At 31.9% G+C, this 19,387-nt stretch carries 19 protein-coding genes and 1 tRNA gene; 8 read left to right on the forward strand and 12 right to left on the reverse strand.

All coding sequences use genetic code 11. The annotated features are described in order from the left end of the window. The first annotated feature begins 136 nt into the window (after positions 1 to 136). Both D1817_07810 and D1817_07815 read left to right on the forward strand, forming a co-directional pair. Complete coding sequence (locus D1817_07810; protein AXT19788.1) at positions 137 to 343, forward strand: hypothetical protein; 207 nt, start codon at positions 137 to 139, stop codon at positions 341 to 343. An 8-nt stretch (positions 344 to 351) separates the two neighbouring features. Next, positions 352 to 1,839: a hypothetical protein gene (locus D1817_07815; protein AXT19789.1), complete on the forward strand. Its 1,488-nt coding sequence runs from the start codon at positions 352 to 354 to the stop codon at positions 1,837 to 1,839. On the opposite strand, the gene D1817_07820 is transcribed toward D1817_07815, so the two are convergent. From D1817_07820 to D1817_07860, 9 genes are read right to left on the reverse strand one after another with little or no spacing between them, the layout of a single operon-like run. Further along, entirely contained in the window at positions 1,836 to 2,723 is an 888-nt protein-coding gene (locus tag D1817_07820) for a hypothetical protein (protein AXT19790.1), read from the reverse strand. The two genes, D1817_07815 and D1817_07820, sit on opposite strands and share 4 nt — an antisense overlap. 3 nt (positions 2,724 to 2,726) lie before the next feature. Next, the gene (locus tag D1817_07825) at positions 2,727 to 5,738 is read right to left on the reverse strand and encodes a type I restriction endonuclease subunit R (GenBank protein ID AXT19791.1); all 3,012 of its coding nucleotides are present in this window, start codon (positions 5,736 to 5,738) and stop codon (positions 2,727 to 2,729) included. A gap of 4 nt (positions 5,739 to 5,742) precedes the next feature. Continuing rightward, positions 5,743 to 6,135 (reverse strand): hypothetical protein, encoded by a 393-nt coding sequence (locus D1817_07830; protein AXT19792.1) that lies wholly within the window; start codon positions 6,133 to 6,135, stop codon positions 5,743 to 5,745. After that, positions 6,128 to 6,643, reverse strand: a complete 516-nt coding sequence (locus D1817_07835) for a DUF1643 domain-containing protein (GenBank protein ID AXT19793.1) — start codon at positions 6,641 to 6,643, stop codon at positions 6,128 to 6,130. Before D1817_07835 ends, D1817_07830 begins: the two co-directional genes overlap by 8 nt. Then, entirely contained in the window at positions 6,636 to 7,271 is a 636-nt protein-coding gene (locus D1817_07840; GenBank protein ID AXT19794.1) for a hypothetical protein, read from the reverse strand. Before D1817_07840 ends, D1817_07835 begins: the two co-directional genes overlap by 8 nt. Beyond that, positions 7,271 to 7,525, reverse strand: coding sequence for a hypothetical protein (locus D1817_07845; GenBank protein AXT19795.1), 255 nt, complete (start codon positions 7,523 to 7,525; stop codon positions 7,271 to 7,273). Before D1817_07845 ends, D1817_07840 begins: the two co-directional genes overlap by 1 nt. Before the next feature lie 13 nt (positions 7,526 to 7,538). Continuing rightward, a complete protein-coding gene (locus tag D1817_07850) occupies positions 7,539 to 9,593 on the reverse strand; it encodes an ATP-binding protein (protein ID AXT19796.1) in 2,055 nt (684 codons plus the stop codon). A 6-nt stretch (positions 9,594 to 9,599) separates the two neighbouring features. Continuing rightward, positions 9,600 to 10,940, reverse strand: a complete 1,341-nt coding sequence (locus tag D1817_07855) for a restriction endonuclease subunit S (protein AXT19797.1) — start codon at positions 10,938 to 10,940, stop codon at positions 9,600 to 9,602. Continuing rightward, complete coding sequence (locus D1817_07860; protein AXT19798.1) at positions 10,940 to 12,688, reverse strand: SAM-dependent DNA methyltransferase; 1,749 nt, start codon at positions 12,686 to 12,688, stop codon at positions 10,940 to 10,942. The genes D1817_07855 and D1817_07860 overlap by 1 nt, the downstream gene beginning before the upstream one ends. Before the next feature lie 119 nt (positions 12,689 to 12,807). On the opposite strand from D1817_07860, the gene D1817_07865 reads away from it, so the two are divergent. Then, positions 12,808 to 13,254, forward strand: a complete 447-nt coding sequence (locus tag D1817_07865; GenBank protein ID AXT19799.1) for a hypothetical protein — start codon at positions 12,808 to 12,810, stop codon at positions 13,252 to 13,254. Between the two features lie 44 nt (positions 13,255 to 13,298). On the opposite strand, the gene D1817_07870 is transcribed toward D1817_07865, so the two are convergent. After that, on the reverse strand, positions 13,299 to 14,279 hold the full coding sequence (locus tag D1817_07870) for a hypothetical protein (protein AXT19800.1): 981 nt from the start codon (positions 14,277 to 14,279) through the stop codon (positions 13,299 to 13,301). Between the two features lie 183 nt (positions 14,280 to 14,462). Between D1817_07870 and D1817_07875 the strand changes: the two genes are divergently transcribed. The 3 genes from D1817_07875 (at position 14,463) to D1817_07885 (ending at position 15,999) form a co-directional block, all read left to right on the forward strand. Next, positions 14,463 to 14,843: a hypothetical protein gene (locus D1817_07875; protein AXT19801.1), complete on the forward strand. Its 381-nt coding sequence runs from the start codon at positions 14,463 to 14,465 to the stop codon at positions 14,841 to 14,843. Positions 14,844 to 15,198: 355 nt separating this feature from the next. Continuing rightward, positions 15,199 to 15,624, forward strand: a complete 426-nt coding sequence (locus D1817_07880) for a hypothetical protein (GenBank protein AXT19802.1) — start codon at positions 15,199 to 15,201, stop codon at positions 15,622 to 15,624. A 24-nt stretch (positions 15,625 to 15,648) separates the two neighbouring features. Then, the gene (locus D1817_07885) at positions 15,649 to 15,999 is read left to right on the forward strand and encodes a hypothetical protein (GenBank protein ID AXT19803.1); all 351 of its coding nucleotides are present in this window, start codon (positions 15,649 to 15,651) and stop codon (positions 15,997 to 15,999) included. A gap of 549 nt (positions 16,000 to 16,548) precedes the next feature. Here the strand turns inward: D1817_07885 and D1817_07890 are convergent. Beyond that, positions 16,549 to 16,636 (reverse strand) — tRNA-Ser (locus tag D1817_07890). A gap of 121 nt (positions 16,637 to 16,757) precedes the next feature. On the opposite strand from D1817_07890, the gene D1817_07895 reads away from it, so the two are divergent. Then, the gene (locus D1817_07895) at positions 16,758 to 17,516 is read left to right on the forward strand and encodes a sulfite exporter TauE/SafE family protein (protein AXT19804.1); all 759 of its coding nucleotides are present in this window, start codon (positions 16,758 to 16,760) and stop codon (positions 17,514 to 17,516) included. Positions 17,517 to 17,599: 83 nt separating this feature from the next. Further along, a complete protein-coding gene (locus tag D1817_07900) occupies positions 17,600 to 18,229 on the forward strand; it encodes an NAD(P)H-dependent oxidoreductase (protein AXT19805.1) in 630 nt (209 codons plus the stop codon). Here the strand turns inward: D1817_07900 and ribB are convergent, their stop codons facing one another. Next, complete coding sequence (gene ribB, locus D1817_07905; protein AXT19806.1) at positions 18,230 to 19,387, reverse strand: 3,4-dihydroxy-2-butanone-4-phosphate synthase; 1,158 nt, start codon at positions 19,385 to 19,387, stop codon at positions 18,230 to 18,232. It abuts the gene before it with no gap.

The following is a 19,387-nucleotide window of genomic DNA, read 5'->3' on the forward strand; positions in this document are numbered from 1 at the left end:
GTTTTCTATTTGATAGAAACGGCAACCGAGTTGAAAAACCACGGTGCTTCACGGGTTTAATCCCAGATTCGGAACTTTAAATAGTTCAAAAATATTCAAAGAGTATTGCTCTAAGGGTTTTTAATGCAGAAAAATTATGATTGTATTTAAAAACATTAGAAGTCCAAAAGTTTCAGATAAAAATATAACAAGAAAGAAAGTTGTCCAACTTTTTAAAGTTAGTCCTCAAACTATCAACAACTTGAAGTATAGAGGAGTGATAAATGCCTATGGTATGCCAGAAAGCGACAAGGTATACTTTAAAAGAAGTGAGCTTGAACAGGCAATGATTAAAATAAACTAACCATTGCCATGAGAATAGATACAAAACATGGTAGGTTCTATGTAAATCTACCAAGCAAACTATTTAACAAGATTGAAGAGATTGCACAGGCGTATGAAGATATTGATTTAGGAATGTTAGGGCTACTGTTACACTTTATTATAACAGGTAAGTTCAATGACAAAAACTTAGAAAATGGTGCTGAATGGGTGGCTCTAAACAGCGAGATACTAAGAAAGTATGACTACTTAGAATTTAAAACTAAAACCCATCTCGAAGTTATGGTCAAAGAAAAAATACTGGATTTCAAAGACTATTATATAACAAGAACTCGTTCCAGAAAAAAGAGCAAAAGTAGAACCTATAAAATTAAAGATGTGTATTTTGAAAAAGTCTCTATTCCTTATTGTTTTAGTAGCCCTAAGCTGGTCGGAAAAGTATCTAAATATCACACTCAAAGAAGAGTAATAGCGGAGTACAGATGTGAGCATCTTACCAAGTGGTTACAACATGATGGGTTTACCATTAATACAGTGAAAGCAAAAGCATATGTCGAAAGCAAATATGTAGATAAAGATGATGATTATAAAAGAGAAAAACGTATACAAGCAATCGACAATTTCGACTCGTATCAAACAGCCTACTCTCGTGAGGGCAAAGACGATAGACTTCATAGCTATTTTGTTAGGTTGCCATCAGATTTAAAGCAGTTTGTACGGTTCGAGGGTCAAACATTAAAAGAGGTTGATATAACAAGTTCTCAACCATTCATCTTTAGCTATATATTAGATACTATAAAGCAAGAATATTTTATAGAAATAGATAGATATAAATCAATTTCATACAGGAGGTTTAGTAATAGATTATATAAAAGATTTAATAGTCTAATTAATGTATATAATGATAAAGATTTTATGTTAGATATTAGAAATATTTGTAATAGTATCACTATAATGTTGCAAGAATCTCCTAAACCTATTGATTTTACTGAAATTTCTTCCTTCATTTCTTTGATTAGGTCTGGTAAGATTTATGAATTTGTAGGAGAAGAATTGCTAAAGAAAGGGTCAATATTCTTTATAAAAGACAAGTTCTGGGTTCGGCTTTTTGACAAGGAAATTAATCGAACAATTTTGTATGACTTTGAAACTTTACGAGATTGTGCTAAAAAAGTAACCATCAATGCACTATATGGCTCTCCAAATCATAAAGGAGTTAAAGCTATAGAGCACTTCAAAGAACTATTTCCTGAGGTTGCAGTATTTCTTTCTGCAATGAAGAGTAATGACAAGGCTGATTTACCAATTCTAATGCAGCGTATTGAGTCAAAATGTGTTCTAGACTGTTTTGCTAAAAAGATTTCTAAAAAGCATCCTAAAATGCTTCTTATTTCTCGTCATGACAGCTTAATTACTACAGAAGACAACTTTGAAATCATGAATAAAGAGTTTGAAATATTGCTTAATGATTATTTTAAGATAAAAGTTAAACTAGGAGAAGAGGCTTGGGCTGATTAAATCAGTCCAACTCTTTTTCTCATAAAATCTGGACTAACATTTTGGTCGAGATAATACGTAAGATTATTATCCTCACCTAAAACCGAACGAGTATCTGTACCTATAATCATTTCCATTTCATTTTTGTAGATTGTGCATTCGGATGAACCAACAAATTTTATTTTTGGTAACGCTTCTGGTTTAATCGCAACATTCATTCCTTCTCCTGCTAATCTAACACTTGGATACATAACACCATCATATTTCTCACAAGCTAATTCTGAAAAAACAGCAGACACCATATAATCAAAATCATCTTTTATGGTTTCCTTTGCAAAAATATCCCCTATAAACTCAGAAATAGCTAGCGACCTACTTTTTAATTCGTCATTACTTAAGATGTCCTTATATTTTTCCTGTAGCTCAGTGATTAATTTAGGAGTTCGCTCAAATTTTTTGTGGTGTATTATTGAAACTAGATTAATATCATCTAATACATCCCAACGAGAAAAAGTGATTTTTTTCTCTCCGACACTGCTATTATCACTCAAAAAAGTATCAGAATGAGCTAATTCACCAAACACAGTAATTCGTTCAATTATTCTTTCGTCCACTCCAATCCCTTCTGGTACAATAGCCCCATAAAACATTGATTTATTTGGTGTACTTGCTCTTTGGTATGTAGTATTAAATTCCTCTGGTTTAAATGATAATTTTGAGGTGTTATCAAAAACTTCATTTCCATTATTTAAACGCCCTCGTATTATTTTTTTTCCTTTATGTAGGGTTGTTAATAGTACCCCGAACTTATCTAATTCCCTTAATAATTCTTTCAATTTATCGTAAGGATATTTCCTTAAGTCTAATTGGTCTATATTGTTTAATATATCGTTATAATCTTTCATGTTTTACTCATTTAATCGCTTATAAACCTTCTTCAACATATAGTTCCGTACAATCTTTCCAAAATCCTTATCATCCATCATTTTTGAAAAGATATCTTGATTTTGCTCCATCCTTCCAATAAGCTTATCCATAAAAGCATCTTCAAAACCAAATTTAAAGTTGTCTAACGTATTATTTTGGGCTTGCTCGGTTAGTTTGTCATCAGCTACCAATTCTTCTTCTATCTGGTCAAAAAATAGTTTGTCTGCTTCTGTAAACTCTGTTCCAAATTTTGTGTTTATTACACTTATGATTTCAGACAAAGCTTCCTTTTCTTCTTTTGTAACTCTTATTCCAGATTCTGAAATACCATCAAGTCCATACTCACCTTGACTCTCTAATGCTAAATTCTGTTCCGTTATCTTCTGAAGTCTGTAGTATTCTAAAGAAACTTCATCTCCTAACTTAAATCTATCTCTTTGATTTTTCCTTGGAAGCTTCTTTAATAAAAATCTACTATAGGTGAAGAGCTTCTCTAAATCAACATCTGTAAAGGGCATTATTTGGGTCAGAAAAGAATAGGTTCTGGTAAAAGATTGTAAAGCATGTTTAAAGTTGTCTTGAGTAGTTTCTGTCCCAATTACATCTTCTTTTGAGTTCTCTTCAGGAAGTTGCTTAAAACGTTCTACAGCAGGGTCTATATAAGCATTTAGTTTGGCTTGCTGCTTAACATTCAAAGCATTCAATGAATTAAAATAAACATTGCAAAAATTATCAACTTCTGATTGCCAAATTATTTGAGCCTTCTCAATCTCGTTCTTCAAGTCATAAAGATGGTTAGGGTCTGTATTTGACTCTATAGTTGTCAACTCATAATATGGCTGAAAAGAGCTTATTATGTCTTCAACTTCATTTGTGAAGTCTAAAATAAAGGTATCTTCCTTTCCTGCATGCATTCTGTTCAATCTGGAAAGTGTTTGAACACATTTAACACCAGACAGTTTTTTATCAACATACATGGTATGTAATAAAGGTTGGTCAAACCCTGTTTGATATTTATCCGCTACCAAAAGCAGTTGGTATTCATTTGTTGCAAACTTTTTAGGAAGCTCTTTTTCTTTAAAGCCATTAAGTTCAACTTCGGTTACACCTTCAGGATAAGATTCATAGATAACTTTTCCAGAAAAAGCTACAATGGTTTTAATATCTGAATAACCTTTGCTTTTAATATATTTATCAAACTCCTCCTTATATCTTACGGCATGAAGTCTAGAACCAGTGACTAACATAGCTTTTGCTTTCCCACCAATCTTTTTAGAAACAACTTGTCTAAAATGTTCAACAATAACTTCCGTCTTTTGGGCAAGATTATGTGGATGTAATGATAAAAAACGACCAATTGCTCTTGAAGCTTGTTTCTTGTTTACCTTTGGGTCTTCTTCTATCTCTTTAGAAAGTCTAAAATAGGTCTTATAAGTGGTGTAGTTTTGAAGCACATCTAAAATAAACCCTTCTTCAATGGCTTGTTTCATGCTATATAGATGAAACGGTTTTGGTTTATCATCTACATCAGGTGTTCCGAAAACCTCAACAGTTTTAGCTTTTGGAGTAGCAGTAAAAGCAAAGAAACTTAAATTGTCTTGTTTGCCTCTTGCCTCCATAGATTTTCTAATTGCATCTTCCGCATCATCATCCAATCCAGAGTCTAACTCAAGTTCTTCAGCTTCTTCTAATGTCTTAGCAGAAAGAACCTCTTTCATTTTCTTTGTAGCTTCACCACCTTGAGATGAATGAGCTTCATCTATAATGACAGCATATTTACTGGTTGGTAGCTCTCCAATTTTATCAAGTACAAAAGGAAATTTCTGAAGTGTTGTAATAATAATATTTGAGCCTGCCTCAAGGGCATCAGCTAATTGTTGTGAATTTTTGTCAATCTTTTGAACAACTCCTTGTTTATGCTCAAATTGATAGATTGTATTTTGTAGTTGACTATCAAGTACCTTACGGTCAGTAATGACTATTACAGAATCAAATATTCGTTCGTTATTAGAATTATGTAGACTTGATAAACGATAGGATAACCAAGCTATAGAGTTTGATTTACCTGAACCTGCTGAATGCTGAATTAGGTAGTTTTTACCAGCTCCATTATCCTTAGCATTTTGAGTTAAGTTTCTAACAACATCCAATTGATGATAACGAGGAAAAATCATGGTTTCCTTTTTCTTTTTAATACCATCTAATTCATATTCTTCAACATTAAGGTGCAAAAATTTACCAATAATGTCCATGAAACTATCTTTAGCCCAAACATACTCCCAAAGATATTCAGTTCTATAACCTTCTTTGTTCGGTGGATTTCCAGCTCCGTTATTATGACCTAAATTGAATGGAAGGTATCTTGTTGCTTTACCACTAAGCCTTGTAGTCATGTAACATTCATCTGTGTCCACAGCAAAATGAACTAAAGCTCTCTTTTTAAAGGCAAAAATGGGTTCAGTTGGTTCTCTGTCAAAAACATATTGCTTTTTAGCATTAGATACATTTTGTCCTGAAAACTGATTTTTAAGCTCTATAGTTGCTATTACTAGACCATTTAAGCTTAATACCATATCCAAAGAATTATTACCGTTACGCTCATAATAAAGCTGTCTGGTAACACTTAAATGATTCTTGCTGTATAATAACTTATCATCTTCGTTAAGTGTTGTCTCAGGCTTAAAATAGCCCATTTTAAATTTAACACCATAATCCGTAAATCCATTTCTAACAACATCAAGAGTTCCTCTTAAATCCAATTCTCGTATTAAGCGTTGAACAACTTTGGTTTCTACATCCTCCTTATGGATATTACTTAATTTATCCCAAGCTTTAGGTTGGGAGTCTTTAAGGAAGTTAGTTATATATGTTGGAAATAATCCTAATTGAGCATCAAAGTCTTGAGACAGTCCTTTAACATAGCCTCCATCTTCCAATAAGGATGTCTCAATTGCTTCTTCAAATGTTAACTCTGTATGTATACCTTTAGCCATAATATTATTTTCTTCTTTTATTTAGTTCCAAAAGAATCATTTCACATTTTTCATCCAATTCTTGTAACGTTGGAACTAACTCCATTGCACCATCTTCTTGTAGCCATCTCTGTGGATTACTCCAAAACCTACTTTTGTCTCTTAATCTTCCTGCTAATTCTTTGTCAATTTTTATCATGGAAGTAAATGCTTGCAGCCACAACTCGGATAACTCTTGATTAGGAGTATAATTTCTATTAGATTGAGTTAAATAAGTCTCTGTTGCGTTGATGGCTCTTTGCAAAGAAGATATTGCAATTATCTTATGCTCTATTCGAGTTCCCTTTTTTGGTAAAACTCTATCGGCTATAGAGTTGGCTGTTCTTACTCCAGAAAAAATAGTGGTTAAATCAATCATTGCTTAAATATTCTTTAATGTTAAACTTGGAAAATTTAGCAGAAGAGGGAAGGTATAGAGGATGTCTTGGATGATTGTACTTTGTTAATTCGTGTAAATAAATCCAGTTCTTATCATAGCCAATGGCTTCAGCCAAATCCTTTAAACAATCTTTTAAGTACGTTCTTCTATCTATTTCTGTTCCCCAAGCAGCACAAATGTCAAAGTTCTCATGTTCCTTGATAAATTGTTTAACCTGTTCAATGTGTTCTTGGTGTATTTTAGTATTAATCTCAAGGTGCATATCCTTTGGGTTTGTTGCTCTTTGAGGGTATACATTAAGCATCAACCAACCATCATAACCATTATTGAAAGCGAAATTCTCAACTCTTGCAACTGTTCTATCTAAATCATCAGGTCTAGCAGTACTCGGATTAATTCCAACAAAGAATAACATTTTACTACCGAGCTTACCAAGTGTATATCTAGCAGAATTATCTTCATTAGTTATGTATGTCCATTTAATCATTAGACTCAAGCTTTAAGAAGTAGTATTTATTAATCTGAACCCAATTAAAGCAATAGCTTTTAGTTAAGGCAATATTGACATCGTAACCGCCAATTGGAGTACCCTTTATAGTCTCTGCTTCAACAAAAGTCCCCTCTGAAATATCATAATCCCATTTCTTTCCTCTTTTAGTTTCAGGAAAAACTAATCCTCTAAAATCGGTCATCACTAAACTAATACCATTAGTATATTTGGTGGTTTTAGAATAGCTTTCCAATAACTCCAAATCCTGATAAACATCCTTCATAAAAATATCAGAAGCTCCACGTTTGCCACCACTGGAAGCATACTCTTTATAACATTTCATTTCGATAGGTAGATACAGTTCAATTTCGCCTTTAGTTATTTGGATAACTATATCACATTCTCTTAAACGACCGTTTACATGAATGGCTGTTTCCAGTTCAAGTTCTACTGTTTCATCATCATTGTAAATAGTTAAATCCAGTGCATTTTTTAAGATATAAGCAAACTGCAATTGCATAGAAGCTTCTTTGTTAACAGCAATAAGACCTGAGCCGACCTTTGCTGAAAAGCTTTCCCAGCAAATGCCAACCATGTTTCTTACCCTATTAACTATCTGTTCCATTATATTGCATCAATTATTTTAGCCAGAAAATTAAACTCCTCTGTCAAAGGGGAGTAAGCTTCTTCAAATTCGTCAACTTTTAAATAAACCTCTTGTTCATTCTTATCAATATTATTGCGTCTATCAATAATTATTTCCTGTCCATCCCAATTAGTTTCATATCGAGTATTCCCAGTCAATTCCCAGTCAAACTGTTCACTTTCTTTAGCTTCGTGTAGTTCTGTGAATAATTCTATAATCTCTTCAAATTTCATGTGATAATAAGTGTTAATCAATCTTCAATTTTTCAAATAATATCCTATTTCTTTTTTTAGCATCATCTAAAACCTTTTCAAAAGGTAACACTTCAAAATATGCCGAATAATATTTGCTCTTTACCTTAAAGTAACCCTTACCATCTGGTGTTTTTTCAAACTCTCTTCTTTTTAATATCTTTTCTAATGAAGGCGTTACATCACAAACAATATAAATGTAGAAAGGGGTGTGTTCATTAACCTCTACAAAACGCCCATTCCTTCCTTTTACTTTTCCTTCAAGAAGATTATCAATATATTTTTCAGATTGCTCTATAGGGTTTTTATCTTCATCATAATCCTTATAATCATCCCTCATAGGTTTTTTGAACTCAACTATGGTAAATGAGTTGTGTGGAGAGCTTTTAGAATCAGAAAAAGCAAATGCTTCATTATAGATTATAAGGTCAGCTCTTTGCTTACTATCAGAAGTTACACCTTCAACACTCTTAAAAGATTTATCCGATGCCAAGAAGGAATGGTACGTTAGTCTTTCATCGATAAGCCATAAATTTTGTTTATCTGGTGTAATCTCATCTGAAGTAGTCTTGATAGGAAAAAAGACAGAATGTACTAAGTCTTCATTTTCAAATTTTTCATCTTCCTTGTGCTCAATGAGGCTTTCGAGCAGCTCAATAATTGTTTTCCTATGCACCACGTATCTTGCCAAATCAGATTTACCAATCTCATTAAAATCACTTAAAAACTTTTCGTATTTCTTAGTGTATTCTTCAAGGTTTGTAACATCTTTCTTTTCATCAAGTAGCTTTATTTTTTCCTCCTTGACTTCTAATCTCCATTTGGACTCAATTTTATAAAGTTCAATATCTAATTTATCTTTAGGAAGGTCAGGAGGGAGTTTAGAGACTTCTTCCTTTCTGTGAGCCAGTGTACTTCTGTATTGTGGTAAGTCTTCATCTATTGTTGGTCTATAGGTTTCAATTTTATTTTCTCTAACTTCAGTTAGGTAGTCTTCCAATAATTCTTCAATAGATTTTATTGATGCTCTTCGCAGTTTAGCAAGATTTATATCTAAAGACTCTTCATCCTCTTCATCATGACCATCGGGAAAATTAAAACCGATTCTTTCAGTATCTACGTGTTCATCTAATAATTGTCCAACTACATAGGCTTGATAATAGAATTTGTTCCCATCCTCATCAGTAATTGGCTTTTTACCAAGGTCAACAATCCTTGAATAAAGACCTTCTCTAATTACACTTCTATTGTGTGCACAAAAGTTAATCTTATGGCTTAAGTTTTTAAGAGACTTAGTAAGGTAAAGCTCAAATTCTTCCTCCTGAATATCAAAAGTTGCATCTAGAACTTCACTTTTAAATTCTGTATTAAAAACATTGGTCAAATTAAATTCTAGATTGTTTTGATTTCGAACAATAATTGTAGGTTCTTGTTTCCTAATAAAGTACAATTTAAAATGACTAACAATCTCTTGAGCTACAGAATGCAAAGCAAAATTTAGATTTTTTTGATACTCGTCTTTAATATTATTTAAGGTTACTTTAGTGCCTACTGATGAGTCTTTTGTTTCAGGGTATTGAATGTTTTCAAAACCAACCTTTGTTGCCTTAAAGTCAAACGAGATAGCTTTAAGCGATGTGTCTGAGTCAATATATTGGCTCTTAATATTAAGTTTCTTAAATGCTTTTAAACAAACAAACCTTCCAACTCCTTTACCACCAATTTCAATTTTATGGTCTGTATCAGATTCAATGAAGGATGTTAAATTATCTTTATTCATACCAATACCATTATCTTCTACTTCAAAGGAATGAATAGGGTAATTATCAATGACTTTTAGTTCCTTTAGGGTTTCTTCTGCGCCATTGCGTATACACTTTATTACAATCTTGCTTTCACCTTCTTTTATTAAGCCAGCTTTAATAGCCTCATCAATGGAATGAATAGAGTTACTAATTACTTCAAACAAAGGCATTAAAGGCTTTGTTCTAGGTAGATTAGTATTTCTTACCTTGTTTGCTATATTTGAAGTTGCAATTAATTGTTCCATACTATTTTAGTTTTCTTCTCTGATATCTATTTTACCAGTAACCACCTCACTGATTAATGTGGTTTTATATTCTTTAAGATGTAATATTTCAGCTTTAGTTTTTGAAATTACATTTTCTATTTGTCCAACTTTTTCATCAAGGTATTCTGCTATTAAAACTTGCTCTTTTAATGAAGGAAGTAAAATAGGTAGTCTTTTTAATAGTTCTTGACTCAATGATGCTCTGGTCACCAAATTCATTTCTTTTACAAAAAAGATTCTAGGAATGAAGCATCTGAAGTAATACTTGGAAAACTCAGTGATAAGAGTGTTAGGGTATGGTCTGAACCTAATTAAGAACCCAGCGAAAGTGCCTTTGTCTATGCTTTTTTGACATACAGAGGCAATACCAATTTCTTCAATCGTTTCTGACGTTCTTGTAAAAAAAACATCTCCTTCAATAACTGAATAATTGTTCCAATGTTTATCTTCTGATTTTGCTAATCCTTCAACTTTAAATGGCAGTGTTCTATTATAAAACACATCAGAATAACTTACAAATGGGTGACCTTCACCGAAAAAATCTGCTCCTTCACTAATTCCGTTTTGACAATTTCCAACATACCTTAATCTTTTTATACCCCAATGCTTAGGAATAGAACCTAACCAATCAATACCAGAATCTTTCATTGGCACATCTGGATTTAATCCTTTGGTTATAGTTTCGTTAATGATGGCAGTTCCCTCTTCTTCTAGTAGTTGGATAAGCTGTTCTTTTTTTGTAACTAACTCATCTATTTTGGTTGTTTTTTGGTCTAGGTAATTAGCGATTTGGATTTGTTCGTCCAATTCAGAAGGTTTAACCATAAAGTAGTTGTTAATTTTGGCTTGTGATATAGTTCCAACAACTCCACCAGTCAAATCACTAAAAACCTGATTTTGAATTAAAGGGGAAATTAAAGAATAGTAAAAAAATTTGTTGAATATTTTACAATTTTTAAAAACAATTAATTGAGGGTTGAGTGTGCTTTCACAAGGCAGATTGGTTACATAAGCACATTTACCTACTGATGCAGTTTTAACAAATACTATATCATCATTCTGAATCATTATTTCAGGTGATTCAAAATACTTATCAAAACTTATAAATGTCGAATCTTTAAAAGTTATTTTTTGGTCAACAATATTTGATGGACTTAAAGATATAGCTCCTTCATTTTTGTCTACTATATCATCTACTGTATAACCTCTAAAACCTATTCTGCCATAAATTCTAGAAACAAATTTTATTTTAGTAACCTCCCAATTGTCAGGAATTTCTCCTATCCATTTGACCCCAGAGTCCGTGTATGAGCTATACCTTTTCATTAAAAAATCACCTTTTTTATTAACCCATCGGTTTGTTCTTCCAATGCTAAAATATCTGCTCTAATCTCTTCTAAAGACCTCAATGGTTTATACTCGTAAAAGTATTTTGTAAAGTTAATTTCGTAGCCAATTTTGGTTTTCTTTTCATCCACCCAAGCATCAGGTACATGAGGCAATACTTCACGTTTCATATAGTTTGCAATATCTTCTTTTAAAGGGATGTTCTCGGTATCTCTTAATTTGCTGTCTGGTTTTGGGTTGCCACTACGGTCTGTAACTATTTTATCATTTTCTTTTAGAGGTCTCTCAACTGTAACTTTTGAGTAACCAAAATCTTCATTATCAAAAATTTTGCAGTATTTACTCTCTCTAAAACTACCATAAAGCTCAGTGATTTCCTTTATATGGTCATCACTTAATTCATTACGTTTATCACCTAAAGACTTACTCATTTTCTTGTAGAAGTCTATTGCGTTAACTAGTTGCACTTTGCCTTTTCGTTCAGCAGTTTTGTGATTGCTAATTATCCAGATATAGGTGCTTATACCAGTATTGTAAAACAATTGATTTGGAAGTGCTATAATAGCTTCTAGTAGGTCGTTTTCTATTACCCATTGACGAATAGAGCTTTCATTCTTTTTACTGCTTGGTGAGCCAGAAAACAATGGAGACCCATTAAAAACAATTGCTAAACGAGAACCACCCTTATCAGGACTTTGCATTTTACTCATAAGGTTCATTAAGAAGAGGAACGAACCATCACTTACAGAAGGTAAACCAGCTCCATAACGTCCTCCATGACCAAGCTCATTATGCTCATCTTTCACCTCTTTTTCAACCTTTTTCCATTTCACCCCAAAAGGAGGATTAGTAATTAAGTAATCGAACTTATGATTAATAAACTGGTCGCCTTTAAGTTTAGTGTCAGTAATACGTTTTAAGCTGTTAGCATGCTTGATATTGGATGGGTTTTGCCCCTTTATAAGCATATCGGATTTACAGATAGCATAAGATTCTGGGTTTAGTTCCTGACCAAACACCTCCAATCGAGCATCAGGATTAAGTTCAGATAAATATTCTTCTGCAACAGACAACATGCCTCCAGTTCCTGCACAACAATCAAAAATGGTCTTTACTATACCTTTTTGGGTGAGAATTTCTCTATCATTCATAAACAAGAGGTTAACCATTAAGCGAATCACCTCTCTAGGTGTAAAGTGTTCTCCTGCTGTTTCATTTGAGATTTCAGCAAATTTTCTGATTAGTTCTTCAAACATATAACCCATTTGCATGCTTGAAATTTTGTTAGGGTGTAAGTCAACTTCTTGGAAACGTTTTAGTACCATAAACAACAAATTAGAATCATCTAGTTTGGTGATTTGGTTATCGAACTCAAATTGCTCAATAATCTCTCTAGCATCTTCAGAAAACCCATTAATGTAGTTTCTCAAGTTGGATGCAATATTATTAGGGTCTGCTATAAGCTTATCAAAGTCAAAAGGACTTTTATTATGAAAGTTGTACCCTGCTTCTTTATTAAGGATGGGGTCAAGATTTTGTATGTTCATAGTCTTAACCTGATTATACTTTTTAAGAACCTTTGCTTTAGAGCTATCTAGAACACAGTCTAAACGTCTTAAAACCGTTAATGGCAAAATGACTTTTCCATAATCACTTTGCTTATAATCACCTCTGAGGAGGTCTGCTATAGACCATATAAAGTTTGCTGACTCTTTTACGTTTGTCATATATTTTCTTAATTATTAAAGGGAGAGAGAATAAGTGATAAATATAGTAAAGATGTAAGGATTTTCTATGAAACAATTGAATTATATTTACGTCAATTTTTTAGAAAACCAGTTATATAATGTTACACAGGAGATTACGTATTGGAGACTTAATTTATGATTTAGATAAAAAGGCAATAGTTTGTTTTAATACCAATGTATTTAAGGAAATTGAGGGCAATATCGATACCCATAATTACGTTAGAATACCCCTCAATTCAAAATGGCTCACAGAGGTGTTTGAATTTGATTCTAAGTACCTTAATATGCAGTACATGACTGTTTATACCTCAAGAATTAATAGCTTTAAAATTCATGAGCAACATTCAGGATTTTCCTTAAGCTGTACTTTTAGGGATAAAATAAAAAACCAATTAGGAGAAGGGATGCATGTGGGCAAACCTAAAGTAACTTATGTGGACGAATTAACGGCTTATCTATCTCTTATGGCTAATCAGGAGTTTTATTTTGAAGATAAACTTGAAGAACTGAATGAATTGTTTTCTGAATATCGTCAAATCTCTTAATCTATTATATAATCAATATTAGACAATTCAAGGGTAGTAATATTTTACTTTGTTAATTCAGTGGCAAAAACCATCGTAGCATCTTTGACACTAGCCTCAAAGTCTTCAAACTCTTTTGATTTGTTATAAGAATCTCCGTAACCGATTTTTGTAAGAAGGTTATTTAAGTCCGTTAAATTTTGAATATTCAGTTTTAATAATTCGATTATGGTCATTGATGCTAGACTTCTTAAGTAGGGTAAATATTCATTTATTTTGGACTCTTTAAATTTTCCTGAATGTGCTATTTTAGACCTTAGACCATATATTAACCCAACGTTTTTAAATATTCTCTCACCAAAAGTATCTTCCTCAGACAACAAAACAGCTATATTTCTTTTAATACGATAGTTCAATTCTGTTGTTGCTTCAACAACTGTTTCAAGTGAAATACATAAACTTAAGTATTCCATGTCTTTAAAATTCATCAAAAAACTTGAAATGTAAGAGTTGAAAGCTGGAATGAGATAACTTATATGCTCATATCTTTCTGTAAATATTGTAATTAATCTGTTAATATCATCTATAGAACTATCATAGTAATAAAAATAATCTTTAAACGGTTTTCCAAAGGTCATCTCACGTACATAATACCTATCATACATAAAGAACTCTAAAGTTTTCTCATACCTCCTAATACCAAACAAACATTGTAAAGTAATGTTCGATGGATTAATTAATAATAAAATGTTTCTAACCTTAAACAAATCCAACTCTGTTACATCCTTCGTGCTATCTATTGGTACTAAAGCGTAATTTTTGTCAATTTTTTTATATTTAGAATTATCATACTCTTTGATTGCATTCTTTAATATCTCTGAATTATCCTCTATACCAGCTATATATTGTTCAAATTCTTCTGATTCTCTTTCAATGAACTTTAAATTGAGAATACTAAAATCAAGTTTACTTAAATCGGCTCTATTACCCCCAAATAAGGCAAAATAAGTTTCTCTATCGTCCAAAATTGCTGCTTTGTCTGTCATTTATATAATTATTAAAATGCGTTCTTAAATTTACATTAATCACCTTAAACAAAAACTAAACAAACTATTAATCTTACAATTATAATTCATAACTTTGAACATCATTAAGAACTACATTGAGTAGTGGCAACCTGCCAAAACAGGCGAAGGTGCTTTAACAATGAGCCTTAACAAAGGAAAAATATGTGTGTAATCAGCAAAACAGTTATAAGAATTAAAAGGCTCTTAAAATACAAGAGGTTAAGTAACCAACAGTTTAAACTGTATTTAGATTATGACCTTGTGTTCTATGATATAAACTTCGATGGTCTCTCTATCAATTTCGTTTATAATGAATCTGAACTATATGATAATACTATAGAGGGTGTCCCTGCATGTATAAAACTCCAAAGACCAGACAAAAAAAGTTATGAGTTTTACCCTGATATTATAGACAATTCCAAGTTACAACGAGGGCAAAAATTTGCCATTTTAGAGTTTAAGTATATAGGTTGGTACTCAACTAAATCTGTAACAACTGTTCAAAGGATGAGGTTGACAGATATAAGAATAGAGAAAACCTAAATATTACAAATAGATTAAGTAATTTTACGTTACAAACATTAGAGTAAATTATAAGAAAAAAGATTTAAAACATTAAAATATAATATAGCGTTAGCTATTATTCTTGTTATCGAAATACTGGTAATATTTAAACTTCACAAGCATAATAGACTGAACGCCCTTTTATGGGCGTGGTCTTTCTTATTTGTGAAGTGGGTTATACCAGTAACCTCGATAACGGTAAGCTAAGTTCCACGCTTTTTTTTTATTATCAACCATCACTCTGGAACTGGGTGCTAATACATACAATATGAAAGTTATCTGGTTCATACTATCTTACGGTCTAATCTTACTCATACTATTTTTCCCCATTATCTTGTTAAGTGATGAAATAGAAAAGTTAGGTATTGAAGAGGGTTTACAAATTATTATTTGGCTATTATTACCCATTCTACCAAGTTTTAAAATCTCTTCAGTATTATTTAAAAAGTATAAGGGTAATGAGTTTTCTAAAATTACTAACATTCAAGCAATAACAGGTATTATGGAGCTTCTAATACCTTCAGGGTTGACATTCCTTCTATTCGAATACACAGATAAATACAACGTGGGAAGATATTATTTAGCAGATGAGATACCGTTTGTGTTTTCAGGGGTATTTTATATTATACTATTACTTGAATGGATACGAAGGTACAGGTCAAAGAAAGACAGCTATGCAATCTTTAGATATATTTATGTCTTATTCATGATAATAGTATTTATACTGAGCATACAATATATAGAAATGTTAGTTGATTAAGTATATAATAAAACTCTATAGAATTTGTACAAAGTAACACTCAACTGGGTTGATAATCTCTATAAAAATAACTTTTGGCAGGATATAAGATTCAAAAAGCTTAAGTCTGGTTACCCAAAATTTGATTTTCCAGAACATCTTATTGATGAGGTTGAATTGGAGGAGTTTCTTTTAGTGGAAGACAACAGACTCCCCCTATTTATTGGTTCGCAATATGGAATACATCCCAATCCCGAAGAAACTTTTAAAGGTTATGATAGGTCTATACTTGTTGCTAAACTTGATAAATCTTTATTATCTGGTCATGTTTCTGGATTAAGCATTTGCAGCTACAAAGGAGGTAGGTTTTATGAAATAGAGTTTTTTAAGAACTAAAATTTTTGAGAAAAATCGGGAGACAAAGGACTCTGTATAATTTACCCCCTATTACGTCAAAAGGAAAATCAGTTTTAAATGAAGCCCCCCTATAAGACAAAACACTTTTAAACAAAAACTTTTGGACTTTTTAAAATCACTATCATAGAGAGAGGCTAAATGTATCCTTTATACTGATTACATAAACTTATAGTAATATATTTATTTTTGTAGTGTTTAGACCTAAGGATTGAATAGGAGAACTCAGTAATAACAGCTAATAGACTTGTTTTTACAGATTGTCACTTGTTTGTTTTGTATAATCTGCTGCAAAAATCTTAACTTGCCATTAATTCAATTTAGAAGGTGTAACTTTCTTCAAAGGGTAACTTAATATTCATTGATGTTTGTTATATCGACATTTGTTCTTTGGAATATCGAATGCCATATATATAAGATTCATTATTCAGCTTAAAACACACTTTTTAACCCTAATGTGGGGAACATGTGGGGAAAGAAATTTCATGAAAACAAAAAACCCCTTGAAAATCAAGAGGTTTCTTAAAAGTTTCGCGGAGAATGAGGGATTCGAACCCCCGGAGGTGTGACCCTCAACAGTTTTCAAGACTGCCGCATTCGACCACTCTGCCAATTCTCCAGTGTTAAATCTCATCAGGTATCCCCTGAATGCGGGTGCAAATATAAGATGCTTTTTCAAAAAAAAGAACTTTTATTTAATTATTTTACTTCAACATTATTATATGTGTATTTTTGAATTCATGGAACACTGGTATCACTACCTCTTATTAATTATTGTAGGCTTTGCTGTTGGATTTATAAATACTTTAGCTGGAGGTGGTTCGCTACTATCTCTACCAGTTTTAATCTTTTTAGGATTACCTCCAAGTGTTGCAAACGGAACCAACAGGGTGGCGATAGTAATACAAACAGCAATGGCTGTTTTTGGATTTAAAAGTAAAGGTGTTAGTACATTCCCTTTTAATGCTTATTTAGGTGGCGCAGCATTAATTGGAGCTATTATAGGTGCGAATATTGCTGTAGATATTAATGGGGCAGTTTTTAATAAAATCTTGGCTATAGTAATGATTACTGTTATTTTAATTATCATTTTTATGCCAAAAACAAACCTTACAAATATTACTGAGAGAGTTACAGGAAAATACCTTTGGGTTGGAATGTTAGCCTTTTTCTTTTTTGGAGTTTATGGCGGATTTATAAATGCAGGACTAGGGTTTATTATGATTTTATTTTTGCATTTTTTTAATCATATGACATTAGTAAGAGCCAATGCAACAAAAGTGGCTGTTGTTTTTATGTACACCTTATCTGCATTAATTGTTTTTGTAGTTAATGATAAAGTAAATTGGTTAATAGGCCTTGTTTTAGCTATAGGAAATGGTACAGGAGCATGGGTATCTAGTAGAGTATCTGTATCAAAAGGAGATAAATTTGTAAAAACGTTTTTGATAATTATGGTAAGTCTTATGGCTATTAAACTATGGTTTTTTAATAAGTAAACTATTTTTAATTGAGTATTTTACAGTTTTTATAACGCTTTACGATATATTGATGTTTAATTTTGCATCAAATTAAAATGAAAATGGATATTATTGAAAAACTACAATGGCGTTACGCGACTAAAAAATTTGATACAACTGCTGAGGTATCTGGTGATAAATTAGAAATTTTAAAAAATGCATTTAATTTAACAGCATCCTCTTATGGACTACAACCTATAAAACTAATTATTGTAAATAATAAAGAATTACAAAAAAGTTTGGTTGAGCATTCTATGGATCAGGAGCAGGTAGCACAAGCGTCTCATGTTTTTGTATTTTGTATAGAATCTAAAATTGATACGAATTACATCAATACGTATTTTGAACGTGTAAAATCTATAAGAAATACGCCTGATGAGATTTTAAACCCATTTAAAGAGTTTTTAATTGAAGATTTTAATGAAAAATCTATTCAAGATGTTAAACTTTGGGCTACAAAACAAGCCTATCTTGCTCTAGGTAATATGTTAACTGTATGCGCTATTGAAGAAATTGATGCATGCCCTATGGAAGGTTTTAACCCTGATGCTTATAATACGATATTGAATTTAGAAGAAAAGGGATTGCAGTCTGTTTTAGTTATGCCAATAGGGTATAGGACTACTGATGATATATTTGCTGACTTTAAAAAAGTGAGAAAAGATATTACAGAAAGTATTTTTGAACTTTAATTAATAAGGTGTATAATCCATAATTTCTAATCCATAGCCTATGATCCCTACACGTTTTGTTTGCGTACTGGCATTAGAAACCAGATTAAGTTTATGAATATTTAAATCATGTAGTATTTGAGCACCAATACCAAAATCTTTAGAATCCATTTTTAATTTTGGAGCTTTAGATACTATATTTTCTTTTTGAATTTCTTTTAAAATACTTAAACGTTTTAATAAGTTATTAGATTTACTTTCTTTATTAATAAATACTATAGCGCCCTTTCCTGCTTTATTAATAAGATTAAACATATCGTCTAATCGCTTATCCGCATTATTGGTTAATGTTCCAAGAATATCGTTGTTTACTAGACTTGAGTTAATTCTGGTAAGTACAGTTTCGTTAGTAGACCATTCTCCTTTAGTTAAGGCAATATGTACTTGATCGTTTGTTGTTTGTTGATAAGCTCGTAAGCGAAATGCACCAAATCTAGTTTCGATAGTAAAATCTTCCTTTTTTTGGATAAGAGAATCATGTTGCATTCTATATGCTACTAAATCTTCAATAGAAACTATTTTTAAATCAAACTTTTTAGCCACTTCCATAAGTTGTGGTAAACGTGCCATTGTGCCATCTTCATTCATGATCTCTACAATTACTCCTGCCGGTTTTAAACCAGCTAACCTTGCAAAATCAATAGCGGCTTCAGTATGACCTGTTCTCCGTAATACACCACCTTCTTTAGCAACCAAAGGAAAAATGTGACCAGGACGTGCTAACTCAAATGGTTTTGTATTAGTATCTACTAATGCATTTACCGTTGTAGCCCTATCACTTGCCGAAATACCAGTGGTAACACCTTTACCTTTTAAATCTACAGAAACGGTAAATGCTGTTTCCATAGGATCGGTATTATTATTTACCATCATACCCAGCTCTAGCTCTTTACATCTACTTTCTGTAAGAGGCGCACAGATAAGTCCACGTCCATGGGTAGCCATAAAATTAATAACCTCTGGAGTTATTTTTTCTGCAGCAGTTAAAAAATCACCTTCATTTTCTCGATTCTCATCATCTACTACTATGATAACTTTACCATCTCGAATATCATTTATAGCATCTTCTATAGTATTTAATTGAATTTTTTGAGTTGAAGTATGAGCAGTTTCCGCCAT

The organism is Flavobacteriaceae bacterium, assembly GCA_003443635.1.
GTDB lineage: Bacteria > Bacteroidota > Bacteroidia > Flavobacteriales > Flavobacteriaceae > AU392.